The sequence below is a fragment of the Campylobacter sp. IFREMER_LSEM_CL292 genome (assembly GCF_025771615.1).
Taxonomy (GTDB): Bacteria; Campylobacterota; Campylobacteria; order Campylobacterales; family Campylobacteraceae; genus Campylobacter_D; species Campylobacter_D lari_D.
This window is the reverse complement of sequence record NZ_JAKMQP010000006.1, coordinates 50,076-68,932: the sequence shown is the minus strand read 5'-3', so window position 1 is coordinate 68,932 and position 18,857 is coordinate 50,076. Positions and strand designations below refer to the sequence as shown.

The following is an 18,857-nucleotide window of genomic DNA, read 5'->3' as shown; positions in this document are numbered from 1 at the left end:
CTATCCTAAATATTCTTTAAATTTATCAAAATAAATTTTTTGTAGTTTTACTAAAGATATCTTAATATCATCTAAAACGAAATCTTTTTCATTTAAAATTCCAAGTTTTGCAAAATTAATTTTCATTTTGTTTGCAAATTCAATAAAATTTTCTTCATTTTTAACACCAATTACAACTCTAGTTGGACTTTCTTCAAAAATAAAACTTCTGTTTTTAAAATTTGTTTTTACATTTACACCCAAATTCGCCTTTGCGCTCATTTTGGCTAAAGTCATAGCAAGACCACCTATGCCTATGCTATTAGCACAATCAAGTAACTTTGCTTCGTTTGCTTTTAGTAAGAAATCCCATAGTTTTAATTCTGCTTTAAAATCTATATCTTCAAGCTCTCCTGCGACTTTTTGATCTAGTACTTTAGCAATCAAAGATCCACCAAAACTACCTTTGCTTTTTCCTATTAAATAAATAGCTTGCGTTTCTTTACTAAAGTATGATTTTAAAACATTTTCTGCTTTTTCGTGAATACCAACGCAAGCTATGGTTGGACTTGGAAAAATACTTACTCCATCGGTTTCATTATATAAAGAAACATTTCCGCTTACCACAGGGGTATTGAGTTCTTTACAAGCTAGTTTAATACCTTCGCAGCCTTGAGCAAATTGCCACATTACTTCAGGGTTTTGTGGGTTGCCATAGTTTAAACAATCACTAATTGCCAAAGGTCTAGCTCCCGAGCATGCTATTTTTCTTCCTGCACTTACAACGGCTGCTGCTGCACCGATTTTTGGATTTACATAGTTTAATCTTGAGTTGCACTCAATGGCCATAGAAAGCAAGCAATTATTTTCTTTAATTCTAATACTATTTGCACCTAAAGCCCCATCGCTTTTTAAAGTGTTAGTTTGTACGCTTGAGTCAAACTGCTCATAAATATAAGCTTTATTGCTGATATTTTCATTTGCAAGAAGTTTTTCAAAGGCTTCTTGAGTGGGAATGCTAAGTTTAAATTGATAGTTTTTTATTTCATCTAAGTATTTTGGCTTAGCCACAGGTCTATCAAGTATAGGTGCTTTTTCGCTTAGTGGTTCAATAGGGATTAGACCAACTAATTCATCATGCCAAAATAATTCCATTTTGCCAGTATCTGTAACTTCGCCTATAATGGCTGCATCAAGCCCCCACTTATTAAAAATCTCAATAACTTTTTCTTCATAGCCTTTTTTAGCACAAATTAGCATTCTTTCTTGAGATTCACTTAGCATTAACTCATAAGGAGTCATACCTTCTTCTCTCATAGGAGTTTTATCAAGGTAAAGTTTCATCCCGCTACCACTGCGTCCTGCCATTTCAAAAGAGCTTGAAGTAAGTCCTGCTGCACCCATATCTTGAATTCCAACTATATAATCAGTTTTGAAAAGTTCCAAACAAGCTTCCATTAATAATTTTTCAGCAAATGGATCACCAATTTGAACAGTTGGTCTTAAGCTTTTGCTAGATTCATTAAAACTATCGCTTGCCATTACAGCTCCACCAAGTCCATCACGACCAGTTTTTGAGCCTACATAAATTACAGGATTTCCTATACCTTCAGCCTTTGCATAAAAAATATCTTCGATTTTGCAAGTTCCAAGTGCAAAAGCATTAACTAAGATATTTCCATTAAAGCACTCATCAAAAGCACATTCTCCACCTATAGTAGGAACACCCATACAATTACCATAGTGTGAAATTCCACTTACTACACCCTTAACTAAATATTTTTGATGTTTGCCTATTTTTTCATCATGGATATTACCAAATTTTAAAGAATTCATACCTGCAACAACTCTAGCACCCATGGTAAAAACATCGCGTAAAATTCCACCCACACCAGTAGCTGCACCTGCAAATGGCTCTATAAAACTTGGGTGATTATGACTTTCTACTTTAAATACAGCAGCCATTCCTTTGCCTATATCTATTACTCCAGCATTTTCACCAGGACCTTGGATTACCCAAGGAGCTTTAGTTGGAAAGCCATTAAGGTATTTTTTACTTGATTTATATGAGCAATGTTCACTCCACATTGCAGAAATCACTCCAAGTTCTAATAAATTAGGTTCTCTACCTAGTATATTTAAAATTTCTTGATATTCCTCATCGCTAATTTTGTGTTGTTTTATAACTTCTTTATCCATAATTATCTCCTTTTTATTTTCCTAAACAAAAATTACTAAACATTGCATCTAAAATTTCATCTCTTTCAAAATTTTTGGTAAATTGAGCTATTTCTCCTATGGCTAAATTTAATTCAAAAGCAAAAAGTTCTAAAGAACTTTCCTTTAATAAATCCCTTGCACGCAAAATAGCTTCACTAGCATTTTTACAAGCATTGAGTATTAAGGTATTGCTAATTAGCATTCCATCGCCATCTAAAGTATTTAAGTATTCATTTAAACTTTCCTTAATGGCTTGAGTGTTTTTTTGGGCGCAAATGCGTATACAAGAAGTGCTAATTTCATGTTTAAATTTGGTAGCCAAATCACTTTTATTTAAAACATAAATGATTTTTTTATCACAATCTTTTAAAGCTTGTAAAATATGTTCATCTTCTTCTTCAAATTCTTTAGATCCGTCAAAAACAGCTATAATGATATCTGCTTCTTTAATGCTTTCATAACTTAAGTTAACTCCGATTTTTTCTATCTCATCATCTGCGTTTCTTATACCTGCTGTGTCGATGATTTTAATTAAATGTGAGCCTATTTTTAAACTTTCCTCGATACGATCTCTTGTGGTGCCTGCAATATCAGAAACAATGGCTCTATTAAATGCTAAAAGCGAATTTAACAATGAGCTTTTTCCGGCATTTGGCTTACCTATAATAGTAACTTTAAAGCCATCTATAAGACCTTTTTTACTTAAGGAAATATCTACTATATCGCTTAAAAGTTTTGAATTTTTTTCACACATAGCAATGATTTGATCAAGTAAATCTTGCGGTAAATCATCATCTGCATAGTCAATGCTAGTTTCTACAAAAGCAAGAGTTTGAACAAGGTCTATTCGAATGGCGTTTAAAAATTTACTTAAATCACCTTTAATATTTTTTGCTATGATATTTGCAGCACTTGTTGATTTTGACATGATAGCATCTTGTATGCTTAAAGCTTTTAAAAGATCCATTTTGCCATTTAAGCAAGCTCTTTTGCTAAATTCTCCAGGATTAGCAAGGCGCGCGCCTGCTAAAACAAGCTCATCGAGTAAAATTTCACTCAAAGAAAAACCGCCATGAAGTTGAAATTCTACAATATCTTCTCCTGTAAAAGAGTAGGGTGCTTTAAAATAAATTACTAAAGCCTCGTCTAAAAAGTCATTATTGTTTTTATAAAGTTTGCACAAGCGTGCATAGCGTGGTGTGAGTTCTTTTTTGTGGGTAATTTTTAATGCAAGTTCTAAAGCTTTTTTTCCACTTACTCTAATGATGCTTATAGAGCCCACTCCGTGAGCTGTAGCAATAGCAGCTATCGTGTCATTCATTCATTTTTCTTCAAAAAATCATTCACAACGATATATCTTTGATCGTCATTTTGTTTGATAGCTACATACTTATCAGGAAAGCGTTCTCTTAATTTTTCTAAAGCAAGTTTTAGCCAAATTCCATCTAGTGGTTTTGTTTGAACTCTTCCAGTGTTCTCTACTTTTTCTATGAGAATTTTTAAATAACTATCAATAGCTTGGGTTTGGTTTTCCAAAAATTGTGCTATTTCTAGTCTTGGTTGAATTTTATATTTAGCATTAAGCCAATTATAAAGTAAATATGAAAAAGCTTTATATCTGTGAGCTTCTTTGCCTATAAGCAAGGCTGCATCTTCTCCATCAAGTTTAATTAAAACACAGGTTTCATCCCAAACGCTAACTTGCACAACTTTAATATCAAAATCAAAAGTTGCTAGTAAATTTTCTAGTGAAATTTTTATCTCATCAATATAAGAAACAATGTTTTTTTCTTCTGAAGACTCCTTATGAAAAGAATCAAAAATAGCATCATTTTTTACTTTGTAATGTTCTTTAGGTTGAGCAATATTTTCAATTGGTTTTTGAAAATTTTCTTTATATTCTTTTTTATATTCATTTTTTTCAAAATTTTTTTGAGAATATTTGTTAAATTTCTCATTTTGATTTTTTTTAGGTTTTTCATTATGGACTTTTTGAGTTTTTTTATGTCCTTTAATACAGATTATCGCATTTTTTTTAAAAAGGCCAAAAAATCCTGCTTTAGCATGTTGAATAACTTCGTATTCTAAGTCAATCACAGAGCACTCAAGTTGTTTTGAGGCTTCTATGAGTGCAGTTTGTAAGTCTTTAGCTTCTATGTTCATGTTTAGCTATTTCCTCTTTTTTGTGGTTTTTGAAAAGCTTATTAACAATTACTTGTTGGATAAGTGAGCATATATTATTTACACACCAATATAAAGTTAAACCTGCTGGGAATGTTAAGAAAAAGAAAGTGAAAATTAATGGTAAGAATTTCATAATCTTTTCTTGCATAGGATCTTGTATAGCCATTGGTGTAATAAGTTGTTGGATAAACATAGTTAGACCCATAAATATAGGTAAAATAAACCATGGATCCATCACAGATAAATCTGTAATCCAAAAAGCCCAAGGTGCAGCTTTAAGTTCTATGGCATTTAGTAAAACTCTATAAATTGCAAAGAAAATTGGAATTTGAATGAGTATAGGTAAACATCCGCTCATTGGGTTTGCACCATGTTTTTTATAAAGTTCCATCATATGTAAATTCATTTTTTGTGGATCACCTTTGTAGCGTTCTCTAATTTCTTTCATTTTTGGTGCTAAATCTTTGAGTTTATTCATAGAAATCATTGATTTGTAAGTAAGTGGGAAAAGAATAATACGCACAATTAAAGTCATCACTACGATAGCCCAACCCCAATTACCTAAATAACCATGTAAGAAATTTAAAAATTCAAACATAGGTTTAGCTATAAAAGTAAACCAACCATATTCTACCACATCATCTAAATCCGCATGAATGCTTCTTAAAATTTCATGCTCTTTTGAACCTATATATCCGGTTGCTTTAAAATTGTTAGTTGCACTTGCAAAAACGATAGAATTTTCGTGATTATCTTTAGTAACTACTGCATTTAAAGGTTTTTCAAAATTATAAAAGAAAGCACTATAATAGCGATCTGAAGCTGCCATAAGGGTTACATTAGAAAAACTTTCATCATTTTCTACATCACCATCTTCTAACATTGTTATTTTATCATCTTTATCTAAGATTAAAACTCCATGTACTGTATAACTATCAACTGCTATATTTGGACGATAACCCGGAGTGATAAAATAAGCTGTATCTTTGCTTAGATTTACTTCTAAATCATAATTTCCATATTTGTGAAAAGTGATTTTTTTAGTTATTATTAAATCATTTAAATTTTGAGTAAGAATTAATGTTGCATTTTCATCATTTACATTGATAGTTTTTTGACTAGCTGTATATACTGTATTGAATGCCTCTTGATTTATCTTTGCATCACTAAATCTTATTTCTAGTGGCAAAGGTGATAAAGAAGTATCTACTAGATTAATGCTTTTACCATTTTCATCTTTATATTTTTCATCGCTTAGATAAAATTTAGCTATTCTACCTAAAGAGTCAATATGTGCTTCAAAATGCTCACTTTTAACAACTGCTATTTCTTCTTTTTGATTAACACTAAGTTCTGTCTTTGGAGCTTGTGTATTTGTATTTGCGGTTGTAGTTTGTGGAGCTGAATTGTTTTGTTCTATATGAGTGATATTTTGCTCATTTTGTGGTGCTTTTGGGATAAAAAAATAATCATAAACTACAAAAAATAAAAATGATAATACAACGGCAATTAATATGCGTTTTTGTTGGGATAAATTTTCTGACACGGATTGTCCTTTGGAAATATAATCTTAATTAAAAAAAATTGATTATCATTGCAAGGGATATAAAAATAATTGAGTTGTTTTAAAGCATTAAAACTAGGTTTAAAACATACACCTGAGTTTAGAGTATTCTTGCGTATTTTAGGATAATCAATACCACCTTTAAAAAACGGATTGCATTTTAAAATTCTTAAAAAAACTGCACCAAATGCTTTAAAAATATTATTTTTTTTAAATTGCCATAAGGCATATTCAGAACAACTTGGATAATACCTGCAGCATTGTGGCTTAAAAGGGCTGATAAAGAGCTGGTAAAATCTAATAAGTTTTAAACAAGCTATTTTATACATCCTATTTTTTTCAAACCCCATTTCAAGTTTTTTTCTAATTTTAAAAAAGGAATTTCAGTAATACTTGTCTTAGCTACAAGTATGTATTTCCCGTTTTCGACTTGATTTTTAACCTGAAAAAAAGCTGATCTTAAGAGCCTTTTGGCTCTATTTCTAACGACAGCTTTTCCAACTTTTTTACTAGCAACAACAGCAAATTTTTTTTCTTTACTTAAAGTATAAAAGATGATTACACCTTCACAGTGCCACTTTTTACCTTCTTTATAAATTGTTGCAAACTCTCCTAAGTCGTTAATACTTAGAAAATCTTTTATACCGCTAATCTTTTTCTACCTTTAGCGCGTCTAGCATTGATTACCTTGCGACCATTTTTGCTTTTCATACGCACACGGAAGCCATGAGTTCTTTTTTTAGGAGTTTTGTGTGGTTGATATGTTCTTTTCATATTCTTTCCTTAACTTAAAATAAAAAACAAAATAATAAGCGTGTATTTTATCAAAATCTTACTTAAATCTGCTTTTAATTAAGAGTTATTTTAAAAGTTTTTGCTAAATTTTTGTTTTATTTTTATGTATTTTAAGGAAAAATCATGAGTTTTGAAATTTGTGAGAGTAAAAAAGAAGATTTAGAAAAAATTTTAGAATTAATTAAAGAGCTTGCTATCCATGAAAATATGCTTAAAGATGTAAAATGCACAACTAAAGAACTTGAAGAATCTTTTTTTGAAAATAAATATGCTAAGGCTTTAAGTCTAAAAGTTGATGGTAAAATCATAGGTTATGCAATGTATTATTTTACTTTTTCGTCTTTTTGGGGTTTAGGTGGGTTATATCTAGAAGATATTTATATACAAGCAAAACATAGAAAAAAAGGCTATGCAAAAGCTGTTTTTAAATATTTAGCACAAATTTGTAAAGAAAAAAATCTTAAAAGATTAGAATGGGTATGTTTGAATGATAATGATTTAGGGATTGAGTTTTATACTAAATTAAATGCAAAGCATATGAATGAGTGGAGAACTTATCGTTTAGAGGGTGAAAATTTAGAAGTATTGATGTAATGAATAAGCGTAATTTGTGTTATTTAAAAGCTTTTGGCTATGAATATTTTAACGAGCAAAAACAAATTAGGCATTTTAATTTAAGCTTTAAAGAATTAAACGAAAGGGTAAAAACTTGCAATCTTTGTCATTTTTCTAGGCTAAGAAAGCATAGTTTAATGGAAAAAGAAGCCAAAAATGCTAAAATTTTGATTTATCAGGCCTTTATTGACAAGGAAGAGAATGAAAGTGGAAAGTTTTTTGCTTCTAAAAATAAACAAGAACTTTTGAAATTATGCAAGGAGCTTTTAAATTTAAAAGATGATGAGATATATTTTTCTTATATGTTTAAATGTTTTAGTAATTTTAAAATAGACGATCAAGCATTAAAATTATGCTTGCCGTATTTTTATAATGAGCTTGATTTTATAAAAGCAAAGATTATTTTATGTCTTGGCCAAGAAGCTTTTGCAAGTTTGGGTTTTGAGAATTTTCAAAAATATAAAGGACAATGTATGTATTATAATAATGCCTTACTTTTGCCAAGTTATGATTTGAATTTTTTGAGTAAAAATCCTAGCTTTTATGCTGAATTTATAGAAGATATTAAAAAAATAAAAGGTTATTTATGAGAAAAAGTTTAGTTTGTTTGATGATGAGTTTTGTTTTAACTTTAAATGTCTTTGCGAAAGAGCAAAAACCATCGCCTATAGAACCTAGTGAGTCTTTTTATCCTAATTTAGAATTTCAAAATTGTGATAATGATTGTTTATTTACTTTGTTAGAAACAGGACTTTATTTTAATTTTTTATCAAGATTTAATAATGATAATGCAAATGAGCTTTTAGTCAATATCTATACCAAACTTTTAAATTCTATTATAGATTTTGAAAAAAGAATTCAAAAAAATGCTAGCATAAAACTAGCTATTATTATACCTGAGCAAACGATTAAAAGTTATTCTAATACTATTATAAATTCAAGCATAGCGTATTTATTAAGGCAAAGAGCGCAAATAAAAGTAAAGGTGTTTTTAATAGGCACAGAAGATGAGAGTAAGATAACTAAAGCTTTTAAACAAGCTCAAGATGAGAAATTTAATTATATTATCGCAGGTTTTACAGATAAAGGTGTGAAAAATTTATTAAAAGAAAGCCTTGATTCTAATGTAAAAGTTTTTATTCCTACTGCACATAAAAGAAATTTTGATACGCAAAATGAAAATGTGTATTTTGGAAGTATAGATTATCAAAAACAAATCCAAAAACTTTTGGAATACTCCAATGGTAAAAATATTATTTTTTCAGATGGAACAGCCTTAGCTAATCGCTTAGATGAGAATGTTTTAAATGCAGGTAATGGTAGTGAGAAAATTTATACTATTAATAGTTCTAAATTTGATTTTAGAAGTATTTTAAATCAAAATAGAAGTTTTCAAGATTCTAGTATTATTTTAAATACTTCTTTGATTAAAACAGCACTCATAAGCTCACAAATAAGAACTTATGATATAGAGCCTTTTGTATTATTATCAACTCAGATTAATTATAATCCTATCTTGCTAAGTTTAACGCAAATTAATGATAGAAAAAAACTTTTGCTAGCAAATTCCATTTCTAATGAGGATCAAACTCTAAGCTATCTTAATGAGCTTTTTTCGCAAAATATTAATTACAACTGGATAGCTTATGCAACTAGCGTGGGCCTTGATTATTTTTATACGCAGTTTTTAGATAAAGATTCTCAAAGAATTTTTGATGAGGGTTTAAATGATAATCAATTTGACTATAAGGTTAAAATCATTCGCTTGCAAGGCTTAGGTTTTACTCCTTTGCAAGATCAGTAAAAACCTTAGTTATAGTCTCATCTATAGGGGCTACTTTTTCATTTTTTAAAAAAGCTAGGGTAAATTCAGCTTCAAAAAGCTTGGTATTTTCTTTATAAATCTCTTGTTTTATACAAACTGAGGCTTTTTTAAGCTTTGTGATAAATGTTTTTACTTCTATAAGATCTCCAAGTTTAGCGGGTTTTAAAAAGTTACAATTTGCTTTAGTAAGTAGGAAATGTCCTGTATTTTTATCAAAAATTTTTGCATTTTTTTGAAAAAATATCTCACTTCTTGCTCTTTCGCAAAATTTTAAGTAGTTGCTATGGTATACCACTCCACCTGCATCGGTATCTTCATAATAAATTCGTATTTGCATTTTAGACCTTTTATTTTATTATATATTGATTGGAAAATATCGCTTGCAATCAACTTTTTTATTGATAAATTTGTTGAAATTCTACTTAAAATGTCATAAGAAAAGCATAAAACATTCTTGATTTTATATCTTATGTTAAAATTGTATTTTATATCATCAAAAAAAGGAAAATCATGCAAGTTTTGCAAAAAATGTTTAAATTGCTAGCTATTATGGCTTTTGTTTTTAGTGTGAGTGCAAATGCACTTAGTGAGGGTAAAGAGTATATTACTTTAAAAACACCTATCCCAAATGCACAAAATTCTCTAATAGAGGTATTTTCTTATCGTTGTATTCATTGCTATAATCATCATCAATTTCACACTCTAGCAAAAGTTAAACAAGCTTTACCAAATTTAAAATATGATCTTTTCTCGGTAAGTTCTATGCTCGAGTACGGTGGTGCTTTAAATGAGATGTTTGCTTTAGCTTCTTTTAAAGAAAAAGCTTTAGGTTTAGATGTTACTAGTGAAAAAAGTCTTACTTATAAGCTTGCTGATGTGTATTTTGTAAGTCATTTTGAAAAAAAAATAAATTTAAATAATCTTGATTTATTTTATAAAATAGGTTTAAATGCTATTGGTGCTAGTAAAGAAGAATTGCAAAAATTTTTACAAACTAAAGAAGCCAAAGAGCTTTTAGTTGCTTATGATGTAGCTAATGAAATTTCAAGAAATTATGGTACGCCTGCTTTTGTAGTAAATGGCAAATATCAAATCAATCCTGAGTATATCACTTCTTTAGAGGAACTAATCCGTATAGTTAAAGAACTTTCTACCAAGTAATGCTTTTTTAAGCATTACTTTTTGTAATTTTTGTGATAAAGTATTATTATTTTTTATTTTTTTAATAATTATATTTTCATTTTGAAATTTTTTCTTATTGTTTAATTAATATTTAAGTTATATTAATATAACTTTAGCATGTTTATAATAAATTGCAAATATTTATTATATATAAAATACAAATAGGAGAAATAAAATGAAATTCAACTTAAATAATTTGTCAAAAGCAATGGCGGCAGCTGCTTTTGTTCTTGGTGTGAGTGCAAATGCACTTAGTGAGGGTAAAGAGTATATTACTTTAAAAACACCTATCCCAAATGTACAAAATTCTTTAATAGAAGTATTTTCTTATCGTTGCACACATTGTTATGATCATCATAAGTTTAATACCATGTCAAAAGTCAAAGAAAAATTACCACAATTAACTTATAAATTTTATCCTGTTAGCTCTATGGGTGATTATGGTAAGCAAGCTAATGAAATTTTTGCTTTTGCTGCTTTTAAAGATGAGCAAAATAAAGTAAGTCAAAGCGATAAAAATAGTTTAACTCATAAAGCTTCTGAAGCATATTTTAATGCTTATTTTAAGAAAAAACAAAGATGGGGAAATGGAGCCAATCCTGAAGCGTTTTATGAAGTAGGATTAAAAGCAATTTCAGCAAGCAAAGAAGATTTAGATAACTTTTTAAAAACTCCTGAAGCTAGTGAAATTTTAAAATCTTATGAAAATGCTAATGATATCTCTAAAAACTATGGTACACCTGCATTTGTAGTAAATGGTAAATACCAAATCATACCACAAGCTATCACATCTCCACAAGCTTTAATAGAAATAACAGAAGAATTAAGCAAGATGTGATTTGAGGTATTTTATGAGTTCTTGTCCTATTAGTAAAATCACCACTTGGCAAAATACAAGAGTTCCTTGGTTAATAATGGTTATAGCTATGGTAGGCTTAACTTTTATAGCACACTTTTTGTTTCAAGAATACCTTTATATGGAGCCTTGTGAGCAGTGTGTTTATATAAGATTTGCTATGTTAACTATGGCTTTTGGTGGTATTTTAGCCTTGATAGATCCTAAAAATGATTATCTAAAAATTTTTGCTTATACTTTTGTATTTTGGGGTATATGGCTTGGTATAGAGTATTGTGTTACTCTTAATCATATCCACGAGGTAGTACATTCAGAAAATCCTTTTGCTGGTGTTGATGGGTGTAGAGAAATTCCTATATATCCTTTTAATTTACCATTGCATGAATGGGCACCAGGATGGTTTTTACCAACAGGTGAGTGTGGTATGGATACACCTATAGTACCTGAAGATGTTTATGGTAGTTTAAATGCTTTTCAGAAATTTTTTGTTGGAAATCCTCCAAATTTTGAAGATGGGTTGTATAGTAATGGTTGGTATTTGATTCCTAGTATGGAATTTATGAATATGGCGATTTGTTGTTTGTTGGCTTTTGTTGTTTGTTTGGTGATTTTAGGAAGCATGTTTGTTTCTTATACATTTTCACATTCTAAGGCTAAATTTTATGCTTTGATTGTTTTAATATTAGTAGTTTTGCTAAAAATTTTAGGTGAGCCAAGTGTGCAAATAGCTTAATAATATAAAAAAGGAGAAAAAATGAAGATTAGTAAAATTGTAAGTAGTATTTTGCTTGCTGGTAGTGTTGTTATGGTAGCGCCTAGTGTTTCTTTGGCTATGGGTGGACCTAGTGGTGCTAAAATTGATTGGGAAATTCAAGGCAAAATTGGCGCAGTAAAGATGAATCCTTATGGTTTATCTCCGCTTAGTGCTGTAATTATGGATGGTGGATATAAACTAAGTGATGTAAGTGTAACTATAGTTCCAAAACCAAATGGGCAAACTATATCTTATAAGGTTAGCCTTAGTAAAATTAAAACTTATGGAGGAATTCCTATTTTTGGACTTTATCCATCATATTTTAATACGGTAAAAGTAAGTTACACCAAAACTGCTTTTGGAAAGAGTGAAAAAGTAGTAGATGAGGTATATAAAATAGCAACTGGTGGAGTAAATATAGAGCCAAGTGGAAGTATTATGCAAAGAGGTGTGCCTTTTGAAAAAGTAGAAGTGATTAAAGTAGATAAAGGTTTTGAAGATAGGTTGTATTTGATTAATAATGCTCCAGGGAAACAAAGTGGAAAAGGCTCTCAATCTGTTTGGAATAACCCAGCAGGTGGTGCAATGGAATGGGATGAGAATTCAAATGCATTTATCATTGATACAAAAGGTGAAATTCGTTGGTATTTTGATAATGATAAATTAATGGATTGGAATAATATTTACAACCGTGGTATTATGATGGGATTTAGGCAAAATACTGATGGAGCTTTAACTTGGGGTTTTGGACAAAGATATGTTAAATATGATTTAATGGGTAGAGAAATTTTTAATCGTCTTTTACCTTCTTCTTATATAGATTTTTCTCATTCTATGGATAATATGCAAAATGGAAATTATCTTTTAAGGGTGGCTTCTGCCAATGTTAAGCGTCCTGATGGTAAAAATGTGCGTTCAGTGCGTGATGTGATAGTAGAAGTTGATAAAAATGGTAATGTAGTAGATGAGTGGAGATTGTTTGAAATTTTAGATCCATATAGAGCAAATGTAATCAAAGCATTAGATCAAGGTGCGGTTTGTTTAAATATTGATGCGAGTAAAGCAGGGGTTACTTTAAGTGATGAGGATTTAGCTAAAATGGATGCAAGTGATTCTTTTGGTGATATAGCAGGTACTGGAGTAGGGCGTAACTGGGCTCATGTAAATAGCGTAGATTATGATCCAAGTGATGATAGTATTATTATTTCAAGTCGTCATCAAAGTGCTATTATAAAAATAGGACGCGATAAAAAAGTAAAATGGATACTAGGAGCACACAAAGGATGGGGAGAAAAATATAAAAAAACACTTTTGCAACCTGTTGATAAAAATGGCAAAAAGATAGTTTGTGAAGATGAGTATAGCAAATGTCCAGGATATGAAAACGAAGAAGGTGGTTTTGATTTTACATGGACACAGCATACTGCTTTTAGAATAGATGAAAAATCTGACAAAAGATATATTTATATCACAGCTTTTGATAATGGCGATGCAAGAGGTATAGAGCAACCTGCTTTTGCTTCAATGAAATACTCAAGAGCAGTTGTGTATAAAATAGATCAAAAAAATAAAACCGTAGAACAAATTTGGGAATATGGAAAGCAAAGAGGCAATGAATGGTTTTCACCTGTCACCTCTTTAGCAGAATACCATAAAGATAAAAATTCCATCATGGTTTATAGTGCTACTGCTGGAATGTCATTTGACTTAAGTAAGGGTGCTGCTGTAGGTGAGCCAAAACCTGAAATAGATGAATTTAAATGGGGAGCTAAAGAGCCTTCAGTACAAATTCGCTTTAGCGGAGCAAGTACTGGTTATCAAGCTATGCCTATTGATTTAGAAAAAGCATTTAAATAAGAAAAAAGGGCTTTTTTAAAGCCCTTTTAATTTTTATAAATATCCTGCACCTAAAGCTAAAAAATAACCTACTATACAAGAAACAATCACACCAATTAATCCTGGTAAGATAAAGCTATGATTGATAACAAATTTACCTATTTTTGTAGTACCTGATCTATCAAATTGTATAGTTGCAAGATCGCTTGGATAAGTTGGTAAAATGTAGTATCCATAGCAAGCTGCTGCAAAAGCAATGATAATACCTGGTTCAACACCAATTCCTAGTGCAAGTGGCACAAAAGCTGCAATTGCTGCTGCTTGAGAATTAACAAATTTAGAAATAAGTAAAAGCATAATAGCATAAGTCCAAGGATGTTCTATAACGATATTACCTAAAGATTCTTTCATCATAGGAGTATGCACTGCAAACATTGTATCTGCCATCCAAGAAATTCCAAAAACAGCTACTAAGGCTATCATACCGGATTTAAAAATTTCATTTTTTGCAATTTTGCTTGCATCAAGTTTGGTAAAAATGATTAGCGCTGCACCTGCTAAAAGCATAAACATTTGAATAGTTGCTACCATATTCATAGGTTTGGTAACGCCTTTTGAGGTAAATTGCGGTCTAAGCTCTGGAAAAGCTCCAAGTATAGCTACTATAGCAATAGCACCTAGGAAAATCCACATAGCTACCCATTGGATAGTTGGAAGTTTTTGTCCAAGAAGAGTTTTACTATCGCCATAGATATATTCTCTTTGTTCTGGATTTTTAATCTTAGCTTGAAAATCCTCATCTTTATCAAGATCTTTTCCCCTAAACCAAGAAAAAATTCCTATAGCCAAAACACCTACTAAGGTAGAAGGTATAGTAATAGCAAGTAAATCTACATAGCCATCAAATCCTGCTAAAGGATGTTTATTAATTTCTGGATTTAAAAGTAGGGCTGTTAAGCTTACAACTGCAACTGAAACAGGACTTGCGATAATACCAAGTTGTGAAGAAATACTAGAAGCAGCCATTGGTCTTTCTGGGCGAATACCATTTTTAATAGCAATATCATAAATAATAGGCATCATAGTATAGACAACATGCCCAGTTCCACAAAGCATGGTAAGAATGCAAGTTACAAATGGCGCCAAAATAGTTAAGAATTTAGGATTTTTTCTTAGAACTTTTTCTGCAATTTGCAACATTACATCCAAACCACCACTAGCTTGTAAAGTTGCACTAGCAACAACAACAGCTAAAATGGTAAGCATAACATCAATAGAAGGTTTTCCAGGTGCTACAGCAAAACCAAAACTTAAAACTAATAAACCTATACCGCCTAATAAGCCTAGAGCGATACCGCCTTTTTTTGCCCCATAAAAAAGACAAATAAGAACAACAATTAGTTGAATACTAAATTGAACACCTTCGCTAAGGCTAGTTAGTATTTCCATACTCTCTCCTTATTTTTTGAAATATGTGAGAGTATAATCCAAGTTTTATTAATAGTAAATAAAATTTTTTATTATTTAAATAAATATTTACCAATATTTTGAATTTATTTATCAAAATATTGGTTATTTTATATTTATTGATAATATTTTAAGATTGCATAAAGAATTTTACTGATTTTTTCAATAGAAGCTATTTCACATTTTTCATCTGTTGAGTGAGGGTTATGGATATTTGGTCCTATTGAGCAACATTCTAAAGGTTGTTTTTCACTTATAATGCCACATTCTAAACCAGCATGTATAGTGTAAAGCTTGGCGTTTGGGTTTTCTTTTTTTAAATAACTTAGAATTTCTTCTCCAAATTTAGTATCTTTATTAGCCCACGGTGGATAAAAATTTGCACTTGAAACTTCGCAGTTTTGCATCTTAAAATAAGTTAAGGTTTCAAATTCTATGTTTTTAAGTTCTTGTAAATCATTAGATCTTGCAAAAAGCTCAAAATGAAATTTGCTATCTTTTTCATAAGCTAGTGAAAGATTGATACTTGTTTGAACTAAATTTAATTGATGATTGAAAGTTCTAACTCCTTGTGCAAAAGCATTAATGAGATTTAAAATAACTTGAGAATTTTTATAATATGTTCTTTTGATTTTACCTATATAATTTACTTTAAAATGATCATTTTCTTTTGGAGGATTTTTAAAAAATGCTATAACTTTAGCATGTTTTGGTATAGAATTTATTCTTTCACCTGCTTTAAATTCGCAAAGTTCTCCTTGATTTTGAGTGATAAAATAGCTCACTTCTTTAATAGAAGATTTAATATTTTTAATAATATCAATTCCCGAGTGCCCACCTTTAAAATCAATTGTTTCTATCTCATAACAATTTTCTTCTTTTTCATCTATTTCTAAGTTTAAACTAGCAAAAATATCTACCCCACCAGCACAACCTATAACAACTTCATCATCGCTTTCGTGGTCTAAATTTAAAAGCTTGCTTGAGATCAAAGTATGGGTGAGATTGTTTGCTCCACAAAGTCCAACTTCTTCATCATTAGTAAAAAGACATTCTATATTTTCAAAATCTTTTAAAGCTTGCATCATTAGTGATACTCCTATGCCATTATCTGCACCTAAGCTTGAATTTTTAGCCTTTAAATATCCGTTTTCTTCATATATTTGTATATTTGGAGCTTCTCCCATGCAAACCATATCATAATGACTTTGTAAACAAATTTTAGGATTTCCTTTGTGTGCGTGGATATTACCTGCTTCATCAACGCTTACTTGGCAATTTTGACTTTTAGCAAAATCAATGAGAAAATTTTTCAATTCTTCGGTTTTGAAACTACAATGAGGTATTTGAGCAATTTGTTTAAAATTTTGTATAATTTCTTGCATAAATTCTCCTTTTTATTGTAATTATGGCATATTTTTATATAGATGAGGTTTAAATGAAATTTTCTAGGAAACAAATTAAATTATTTATAAACTTATTAAAAGATCCGAAGAAATTTTTAATCGCACTTTTTTTAGTTGCTTTTGCTTATGTTTTAAACTATGATAGTGGTTCATATATCAATGCTAAAGTAAGTCGTGTAGTAGATGGAGATACTATTGAGGCTAAATTCGAAAATGAAAAGCTTAAAATCAGACTTTTTGGTATAGATGCGCCTGAGAGTGATCAAGCTTATGGAAAGATGGCTACGCAATTTCTAAAAGCTATTGTATTAAATAAAGAAGTAGTTTTAAATGTAAAAGATGAGGATAAATATGGTAGAATTTTAGCCATTGTATATTTAAATGATAAAGATATTAATCAAGTTATGGTTAAAAATGGTTTTGCTTGGGCATATGAGCATTATAGTGATTTATATATAAATGAGCAAAATTATGCCAAGATAAATAAAAAAGGATTATGGGAAAGTGAAAATCCTATAGAGCCTTATAAATGGCGTAAGCAAATAAGATTAAAATAGGATGAGAAATGTTTAAAAGTGTATTTTTTCTAGGGTTTTTAGCATTATTTTTTAGTGGTTGTTTTGTCAATGAAAGAGGGGTTTCAAATCGATTTTACGATGATTGTAAGGAATATTATGATGCAAGTGGGACTTATCGTAAAGAATGTCCAAAGAATTGGGTGGATTTACCTTTAACCCCCGATTCCTTTTAAGACCGCATTAAGTTCTTCTTGCATTGATTCTTGTTTAGTTGTTTCTTGCTGATTTTGATTATTATTTGTAGCGGCTTGATTTTGTTTAAGTTTAAATATATGATCATCTGTAGTAATAACTTGAAAAGATGCGTCAAAAATTTTAATCTCATTTACAAAACCAGCTACTTTAACCTCTCTTTTTCTTGAGTCATCGCTAAATAAAGCACTCGCTTCAAGATTTAAAATATCTCCCACTTTTAAAGGAGCATAAAAAAAGCTTCTTGAGCCTATTAAGACGCTAAATTCTTTATTAATTGCAGCTTGTGCTATGTAATTTGCTGCATTAAATACAAAGCCACTATGCACTAATCCTAGTTCATCTACTGCCATATCATGGGTTGTGATTAAAATACCTTTGGCGAAATTTTTTTCTATATGAGAAATACTTCCTGCTAAAGTATTGTTTATCCCTGGACAAGTGATAAGTTCTGATTTGATACGATTTAACTCTTCTGGATCTATTAATTCTTCTATAGTAACAGCACTTACTGTTCTTGCCATTTTTACACCTTTAATTTAACATAAACTCTTTTTGGCGCTTCATAGCCTTCGCAAGTTAAATTTGAATCATTTTTATCTAAAAATTGATCTAAAGAATAAGAATCAATCCATTGTGTTTTTCTTTGTTCTAAAAGATCGGTTTGTTTAGTTGTTATAATTTCAAATTCACTAAATCCAGCCCTATAACACCAATTTCTTAAACCTAATATCGACGGAATGAAAAAAATATTTGGTATTTTTGAGTAAGTTTTTTGAGGAATAAGTGCTATTTCTCTTTCATCTTCTATATACATAGTGTCTAAAAAGACTATGCCGTCTTTATTTAAAGATTGTTTGAGTTGTTTTAGCATGGCTATGGGATCACTACGATGATAAATCACTCCAAGACAAAAAATCACATCAAATTTTATGCCATAATTTGGTACATCAGCTACGCCTAAAAGCTCATATTGTATAGGAGTTTTTGCAATGGAGTTTAAAAGTAAAAATTGCAAATAATACTTAATAGAAGGATCAAAACCTATGAGCTTTAAAGGATTAAATTCAAGCATTTTAAACATATAATAACCATTATTGCAGCCAATATCTGCTACTATTTTGCCATTTATTTCTTGCATATAAGGCTTTAAAATATTAAATTTGATAAAACTTTGCCATTCTGTATCTATAAATAAATCATTAATTTTAAAAGGTCCTTTACGCCAAGGTTTTAATTCTAAAGTGATATTCTTGATCTCATCATCTAAACTTTTATCACAAAAAATATCAAAACTTTCATTTATAAGGTAATTTGAATTTTGAATTTTTTCACTAAGTTTTTGGATTTTTTCATATAAAGGATGTTTTAAAACTTGCTTAAATAAAGCATTATTTTGCATAT

The 18,857-nt window shown here is 29.9% G+C and carries 21 protein-coding genes; 9 read left to right on the top strand and 12 right to left on the bottom strand.

Annotated elements, in window-relative coordinates; genetic code table 11:
• From purL to rpmH, 7 genes are read right to left on the bottom strand one after another with little or no spacing between them, the layout of a single operon-like run.
• Nucleotides 1–2,178 carry a phosphoribosylformylglycinamidine synthase subunit PurL gene (gene purL / locus L8T82_RS05005; protein ID WP_263709430.1) on the bottom strand — a complete coding sequence of 726 codons (2,178 nt, stop codon included), beginning with the start codon at nt 2,176–2,178 and terminating at the stop codon, nt 1–3.
• 13 nt (nt 2,179–2,191) lie between these two features.
• Complete coding sequence (gene mnmE / locus L8T82_RS05000) at nt 2,192–3,520, bottom strand: tRNA uridine-5-carboxymethylaminomethyl(34) synthesis GTPase MnmE (RefSeq protein ID WP_263726010.1); 1,329 nt, start codon at nt 3,518–3,520, stop codon at nt 2,192–2,194.
• On the bottom strand, nt 3,517–4,362 hold the full coding sequence (locus tag L8T82_RS04995) for a Jag N-terminal domain-containing protein (protein WP_133319314.1): 846 nt from the start codon (nt 4,360–4,362) through the stop codon (nt 3,517–3,519). The genes mnmE and L8T82_RS04995 overlap by 4 nt, the downstream gene beginning before the upstream one ends.
• Nucleotides 4,346–5,929 (bottom strand): membrane protein insertase YidC, encoded by a 1,584-nt coding sequence (yidC, locus tag L8T82_RS04990; protein WP_263726009.1) that lies wholly within the window; start codon nt 5,927–5,929, stop codon nt 4,346–4,348. Before yidC ends, L8T82_RS04995 begins: the two co-directional genes overlap by 17 nt.
• Nucleotides 5,893–6,276, bottom strand: coding sequence for a membrane protein insertion efficiency factor YidD (yidD, locus tag L8T82_RS04985; RefSeq protein WP_220566776.1), 384 nt, complete (start codon nt 6,274–6,276; stop codon nt 5,893–5,895). The genes yidC and yidD overlap by 37 nt, the downstream gene beginning before the upstream one ends.
• Nucleotides 6,264–6,590: a ribonuclease P protein component gene (gene rnpA, locus L8T82_RS04980; protein ID WP_082018444.1), complete on the bottom strand. Its 327-nt coding sequence runs from the start codon at nt 6,588–6,590 to the stop codon at nt 6,264–6,266. Before rnpA ends, yidD begins: the two co-directional genes overlap by 13 nt.
• Nucleotides 6,587–6,721 (bottom strand): 50S ribosomal protein L34, encoded by a 135-nt coding sequence (gene rpmH, locus L8T82_RS04975; protein ID WP_012661270.1) that lies wholly within the window; start codon nt 6,719–6,721, stop codon nt 6,587–6,589. The genes rnpA and rpmH overlap by 4 nt, the downstream gene beginning before the upstream one ends.
• 141 nt (nt 6,722–6,862) lie before the next feature.
• Here rpmH and L8T82_RS04970 point away from each other — a divergent pair, with 141 nt between their 5' ends.
• Genes L8T82_RS04970 through L8T82_RS04960 form a run of 3 tightly spaced genes read left to right on the top strand, consistent with a single transcriptional unit; the run spans nt 6,863 to nt 9,161 of the window.
• Nucleotides 6,863–7,336 carry a GNAT family N-acetyltransferase gene (locus tag L8T82_RS04970; protein WP_263726024.1) on the top strand — a complete coding sequence of 158 codons (474 nt, stop codon included), beginning with the start codon at nt 6,863–6,865 and terminating at the stop codon, nt 7,334–7,336.
• On the top strand, nt 7,336–7,947 hold the full coding sequence (locus L8T82_RS04965; protein WP_263726008.1) for a uracil-DNA glycosylase family protein: 612 nt from the start codon (nt 7,336–7,338) through the stop codon (nt 7,945–7,947). The genes L8T82_RS04970 and L8T82_RS04965 overlap by 1 nt, the downstream gene beginning before the upstream one ends.
• On the top strand, nt 7,944–9,161 hold the full coding sequence (locus L8T82_RS04960) for a hypothetical protein (RefSeq protein ID WP_263726007.1): 1,218 nt from the start codon (nt 7,944–7,946) through the stop codon (nt 9,159–9,161). The genes L8T82_RS04965 and L8T82_RS04960 overlap by 4 nt, the downstream gene beginning before the upstream one ends.
• On the opposite strand, the gene L8T82_RS04955 is transcribed toward L8T82_RS04960, so the two are convergent.
• Nucleotides 9,139–9,519 carry a YbgC/FadM family acyl-CoA thioesterase gene (locus L8T82_RS04955; RefSeq protein WP_087699453.1) on the bottom strand — a complete coding sequence of 127 codons (381 nt, stop codon included), beginning with the start codon at nt 9,517–9,519 and terminating at the stop codon, nt 9,139–9,141. The two genes, L8T82_RS04960 and L8T82_RS04955, sit on opposite strands and share 23 nt — an antisense overlap.
• 173 nt (nt 9,520–9,692) lie before the next feature.
• On the opposite strand from L8T82_RS04955, the gene L8T82_RS04950 reads away from it, so the two are divergent.
• The 4 genes from L8T82_RS04950 to L8T82_RS04935 all read left to right on the top strand — a co-directional run bounded on the left by L8T82_RS04950 (nt 9,693) and on the right by L8T82_RS04935 (nt 13,831).
• Entirely contained in the window at nt 9,693–10,343 is a 651-nt protein-coding gene (locus L8T82_RS04950; protein WP_220566742.1) for a thiol:disulfide interchange protein DsbA/DsbL, read from the top strand.
• A 196-nt stretch (nt 10,344–10,539) separates the two neighbouring features.
• Nucleotides 10,540–11,202, top strand: coding sequence for a thiol:disulfide interchange protein DsbA/DsbL (locus L8T82_RS04945; protein ID WP_263726006.1), 663 nt, complete (start codon nt 10,540–10,542; stop codon nt 11,200–11,202).
• 13 nt (nt 11,203–11,215) lie between these two features.
• Nucleotides 11,216–11,953: a protein-disulfide oxidoreductase DsbI gene (gene dsbI, locus L8T82_RS04940; RefSeq protein ID WP_263676160.1), complete on the top strand. Its 738-nt coding sequence runs from the start codon at nt 11,216–11,218 to the stop codon at nt 11,951–11,953.
• Nucleotides 11,954–11,974: 21 nt separating this feature from the next.
• Entirely contained in the window at nt 11,975–13,831 is a 1,857-nt protein-coding gene (locus L8T82_RS04935; protein ID WP_263726005.1) for an aryl-sulfate sulfotransferase, read from the top strand.
• Nucleotides 13,832–13,864: 33 nt separating this feature from the next.
• Here the strand turns inward: L8T82_RS04935 and L8T82_RS04930 are convergent, their stop codons facing one another.
• Both L8T82_RS04930 and L8T82_RS04925 read right to left on the bottom strand, forming a co-directional pair.
• Nucleotides 13,865–15,259 carry an anaerobic C4-dicarboxylate transporter gene (locus L8T82_RS04930; RefSeq protein WP_133319306.1) on the bottom strand — a complete coding sequence of 465 codons (1,395 nt, stop codon included), beginning with the start codon at nt 15,257–15,259 and terminating at the stop codon, nt 13,865–13,867.
• 134 nt (nt 15,260–15,393) lie between these two features.
• Entirely contained in the window at nt 15,394–16,662 is a 1,269-nt protein-coding gene (locus L8T82_RS04925) for a M20/M25/M40 family metallo-hydrolase (RefSeq protein WP_263726004.1), read from the bottom strand.
• Nucleotides 16,663–16,715: 53 nt separating this feature from the next.
• Here L8T82_RS04925 and L8T82_RS04920 point away from each other — a divergent pair, with 53 nt between their 5' ends.
• Both L8T82_RS04920 and L8T82_RS04915 read left to right on the top strand, forming a co-directional pair.
• Nucleotides 16,716–17,240, top strand: a complete 525-nt coding sequence (locus tag L8T82_RS04920; protein WP_133319304.1) for a thermonuclease family protein — start codon at nt 16,716–16,718, stop codon at nt 17,238–17,240.
• A gap of 8 nt (nt 17,241–17,248) precedes the next feature.
• The gene (locus L8T82_RS04915) at nt 17,249–17,434 is read left to right on the top strand and encodes a hypothetical protein (RefSeq protein ID WP_263726003.1); all 186 of its coding nucleotides are present in this window, start codon (nt 17,249–17,251) and stop codon (nt 17,432–17,434) included.
• Here L8T82_RS04915 and L8T82_RS04910 read toward each other — a convergent pair.
• Nucleotides 17,414–17,977 (bottom strand): hypothetical protein, encoded by a 564-nt coding sequence (locus tag L8T82_RS04910; protein ID WP_133319302.1) that lies wholly within the window; start codon nt 17,975–17,977, stop codon nt 17,414–17,416. The two genes, L8T82_RS04915 and L8T82_RS04910, sit on opposite strands and share 21 nt — an antisense overlap.
• A gap of 2 nt (nt 17,978–17,979) precedes the next feature.
• Complete coding sequence (cmoB, locus tag L8T82_RS04905; protein ID WP_263726002.1) at nt 17,980–18,855, bottom strand: tRNA 5-methoxyuridine(34)/uridine 5-oxyacetic acid(34) synthase CmoB; 876 nt, start codon at nt 18,853–18,855, stop codon at nt 17,980–17,982.
• Nucleotides 18,856–18,857 lie beyond the last annotated feature (2 nt).

Bases quoted from the DNA above. Each gene is read 5' to 3' on its own strand.
- purL (WP_263709430.1), bottom strand. From the start codon at position 2,178: ATGGATAAAGAAGTTATAAAACAACACAAAATTAGCGATGAGGAATAT.
- mnmE (WP_263726010.1), bottom strand. From the start codon at position 3,520: ATGAATGACACGATAGCTGCTATTGCTACAGCTCACGGAGTGGGCTCT.
- L8T82_RS04995 (WP_133319314.1), bottom strand. From the start codon at position 4,362: ATGAACATAGAAGCTAAAGACTTACAAACTGCACTCATAGAAGCCTCA.
- yidD (WP_220566776.1), bottom strand. From the start codon at position 6,276: ATGTATAAAATAGCTTGTTTAAAACTTATTAGATTTTACCAGCTCTTT.
- rpmH (WP_012661270.1), bottom strand. From the start codon at position 6,721: ATGAAAAGAACATATCAACCACACAAAACTCCTAAAAAAAGAACTCAT.
- L8T82_RS04965 (WP_263726008.1), top strand. From the start codon at position 7,336: ATGAATAAGCGTAATTTGTGTTATTTAAAAGCTTTTGGCTATGAATAT.
- L8T82_RS04960 (WP_263726007.1), top strand. From the start codon at position 7,944: ATGAGAAAAAGTTTAGTTTGTTTGATGATGAGTTTTGTTTTAACTTTA.
- L8T82_RS04955 (WP_087699453.1), bottom strand. From the start codon at position 9,519: ATGCAAATACGAATTTATTATGAAGATACCGATGCAGGTGGAGTGGTA.
- L8T82_RS04950 (WP_220566742.1), top strand. From the start codon at position 9,693: ATGCAAGTTTTGCAAAAAATGTTTAAATTGCTAGCTATTATGGCTTTT.
- L8T82_RS04945 (WP_263726006.1), top strand. From the start codon at position 10,540: ATGAAATTCAACTTAAATAATTTGTCAAAAGCAATGGCGGCAGCTGCT.
- dsbI (WP_263676160.1), top strand. From the start codon at position 11,216: ATGAGTTCTTGTCCTATTAGTAAAATCACCACTTGGCAAAATACAAGA.
- L8T82_RS04935 (WP_263726005.1), top strand. From the start codon at position 11,975: ATGAAGATTAGTAAAATTGTAAGTAGTATTTTGCTTGCTGGTAGTGTT.
- L8T82_RS04930 (WP_133319306.1), bottom strand. From the start codon at position 15,259: ATGGAAATACTAACTAGCCTTAGCGAAGGTGTTCAATTTAGTATTCAA.
- L8T82_RS04925 (WP_263726004.1), bottom strand. From the start codon at position 16,662: ATGCAAGAAATTATACAAAATTTTAAACAAATTGCTCAAATACCTCAT.
- L8T82_RS04920 (WP_133319304.1), top strand. From the start codon at position 16,716: ATGAAATTTTCTAGGAAACAAATTAAATTATTTATAAACTTATTAAAA.
- L8T82_RS04915 (WP_263726003.1), top strand. From the start codon at position 17,249: ATGTTTAAAAGTGTATTTTTTCTAGGGTTTTTAGCATTATTTTTTAGT.
- L8T82_RS04910 (WP_133319302.1), bottom strand. From the start codon at position 17,977: ATGGCAAGAACAGTAAGTGCTGTTACTATAGAAGAATTAATAGATCCA.
- cmoB (WP_263726002.1), bottom strand. From the start codon at position 18,855: ATGCAAAATAATGCTTTATTTAAGCAAGTTTTAAAACATCCTTTATAT.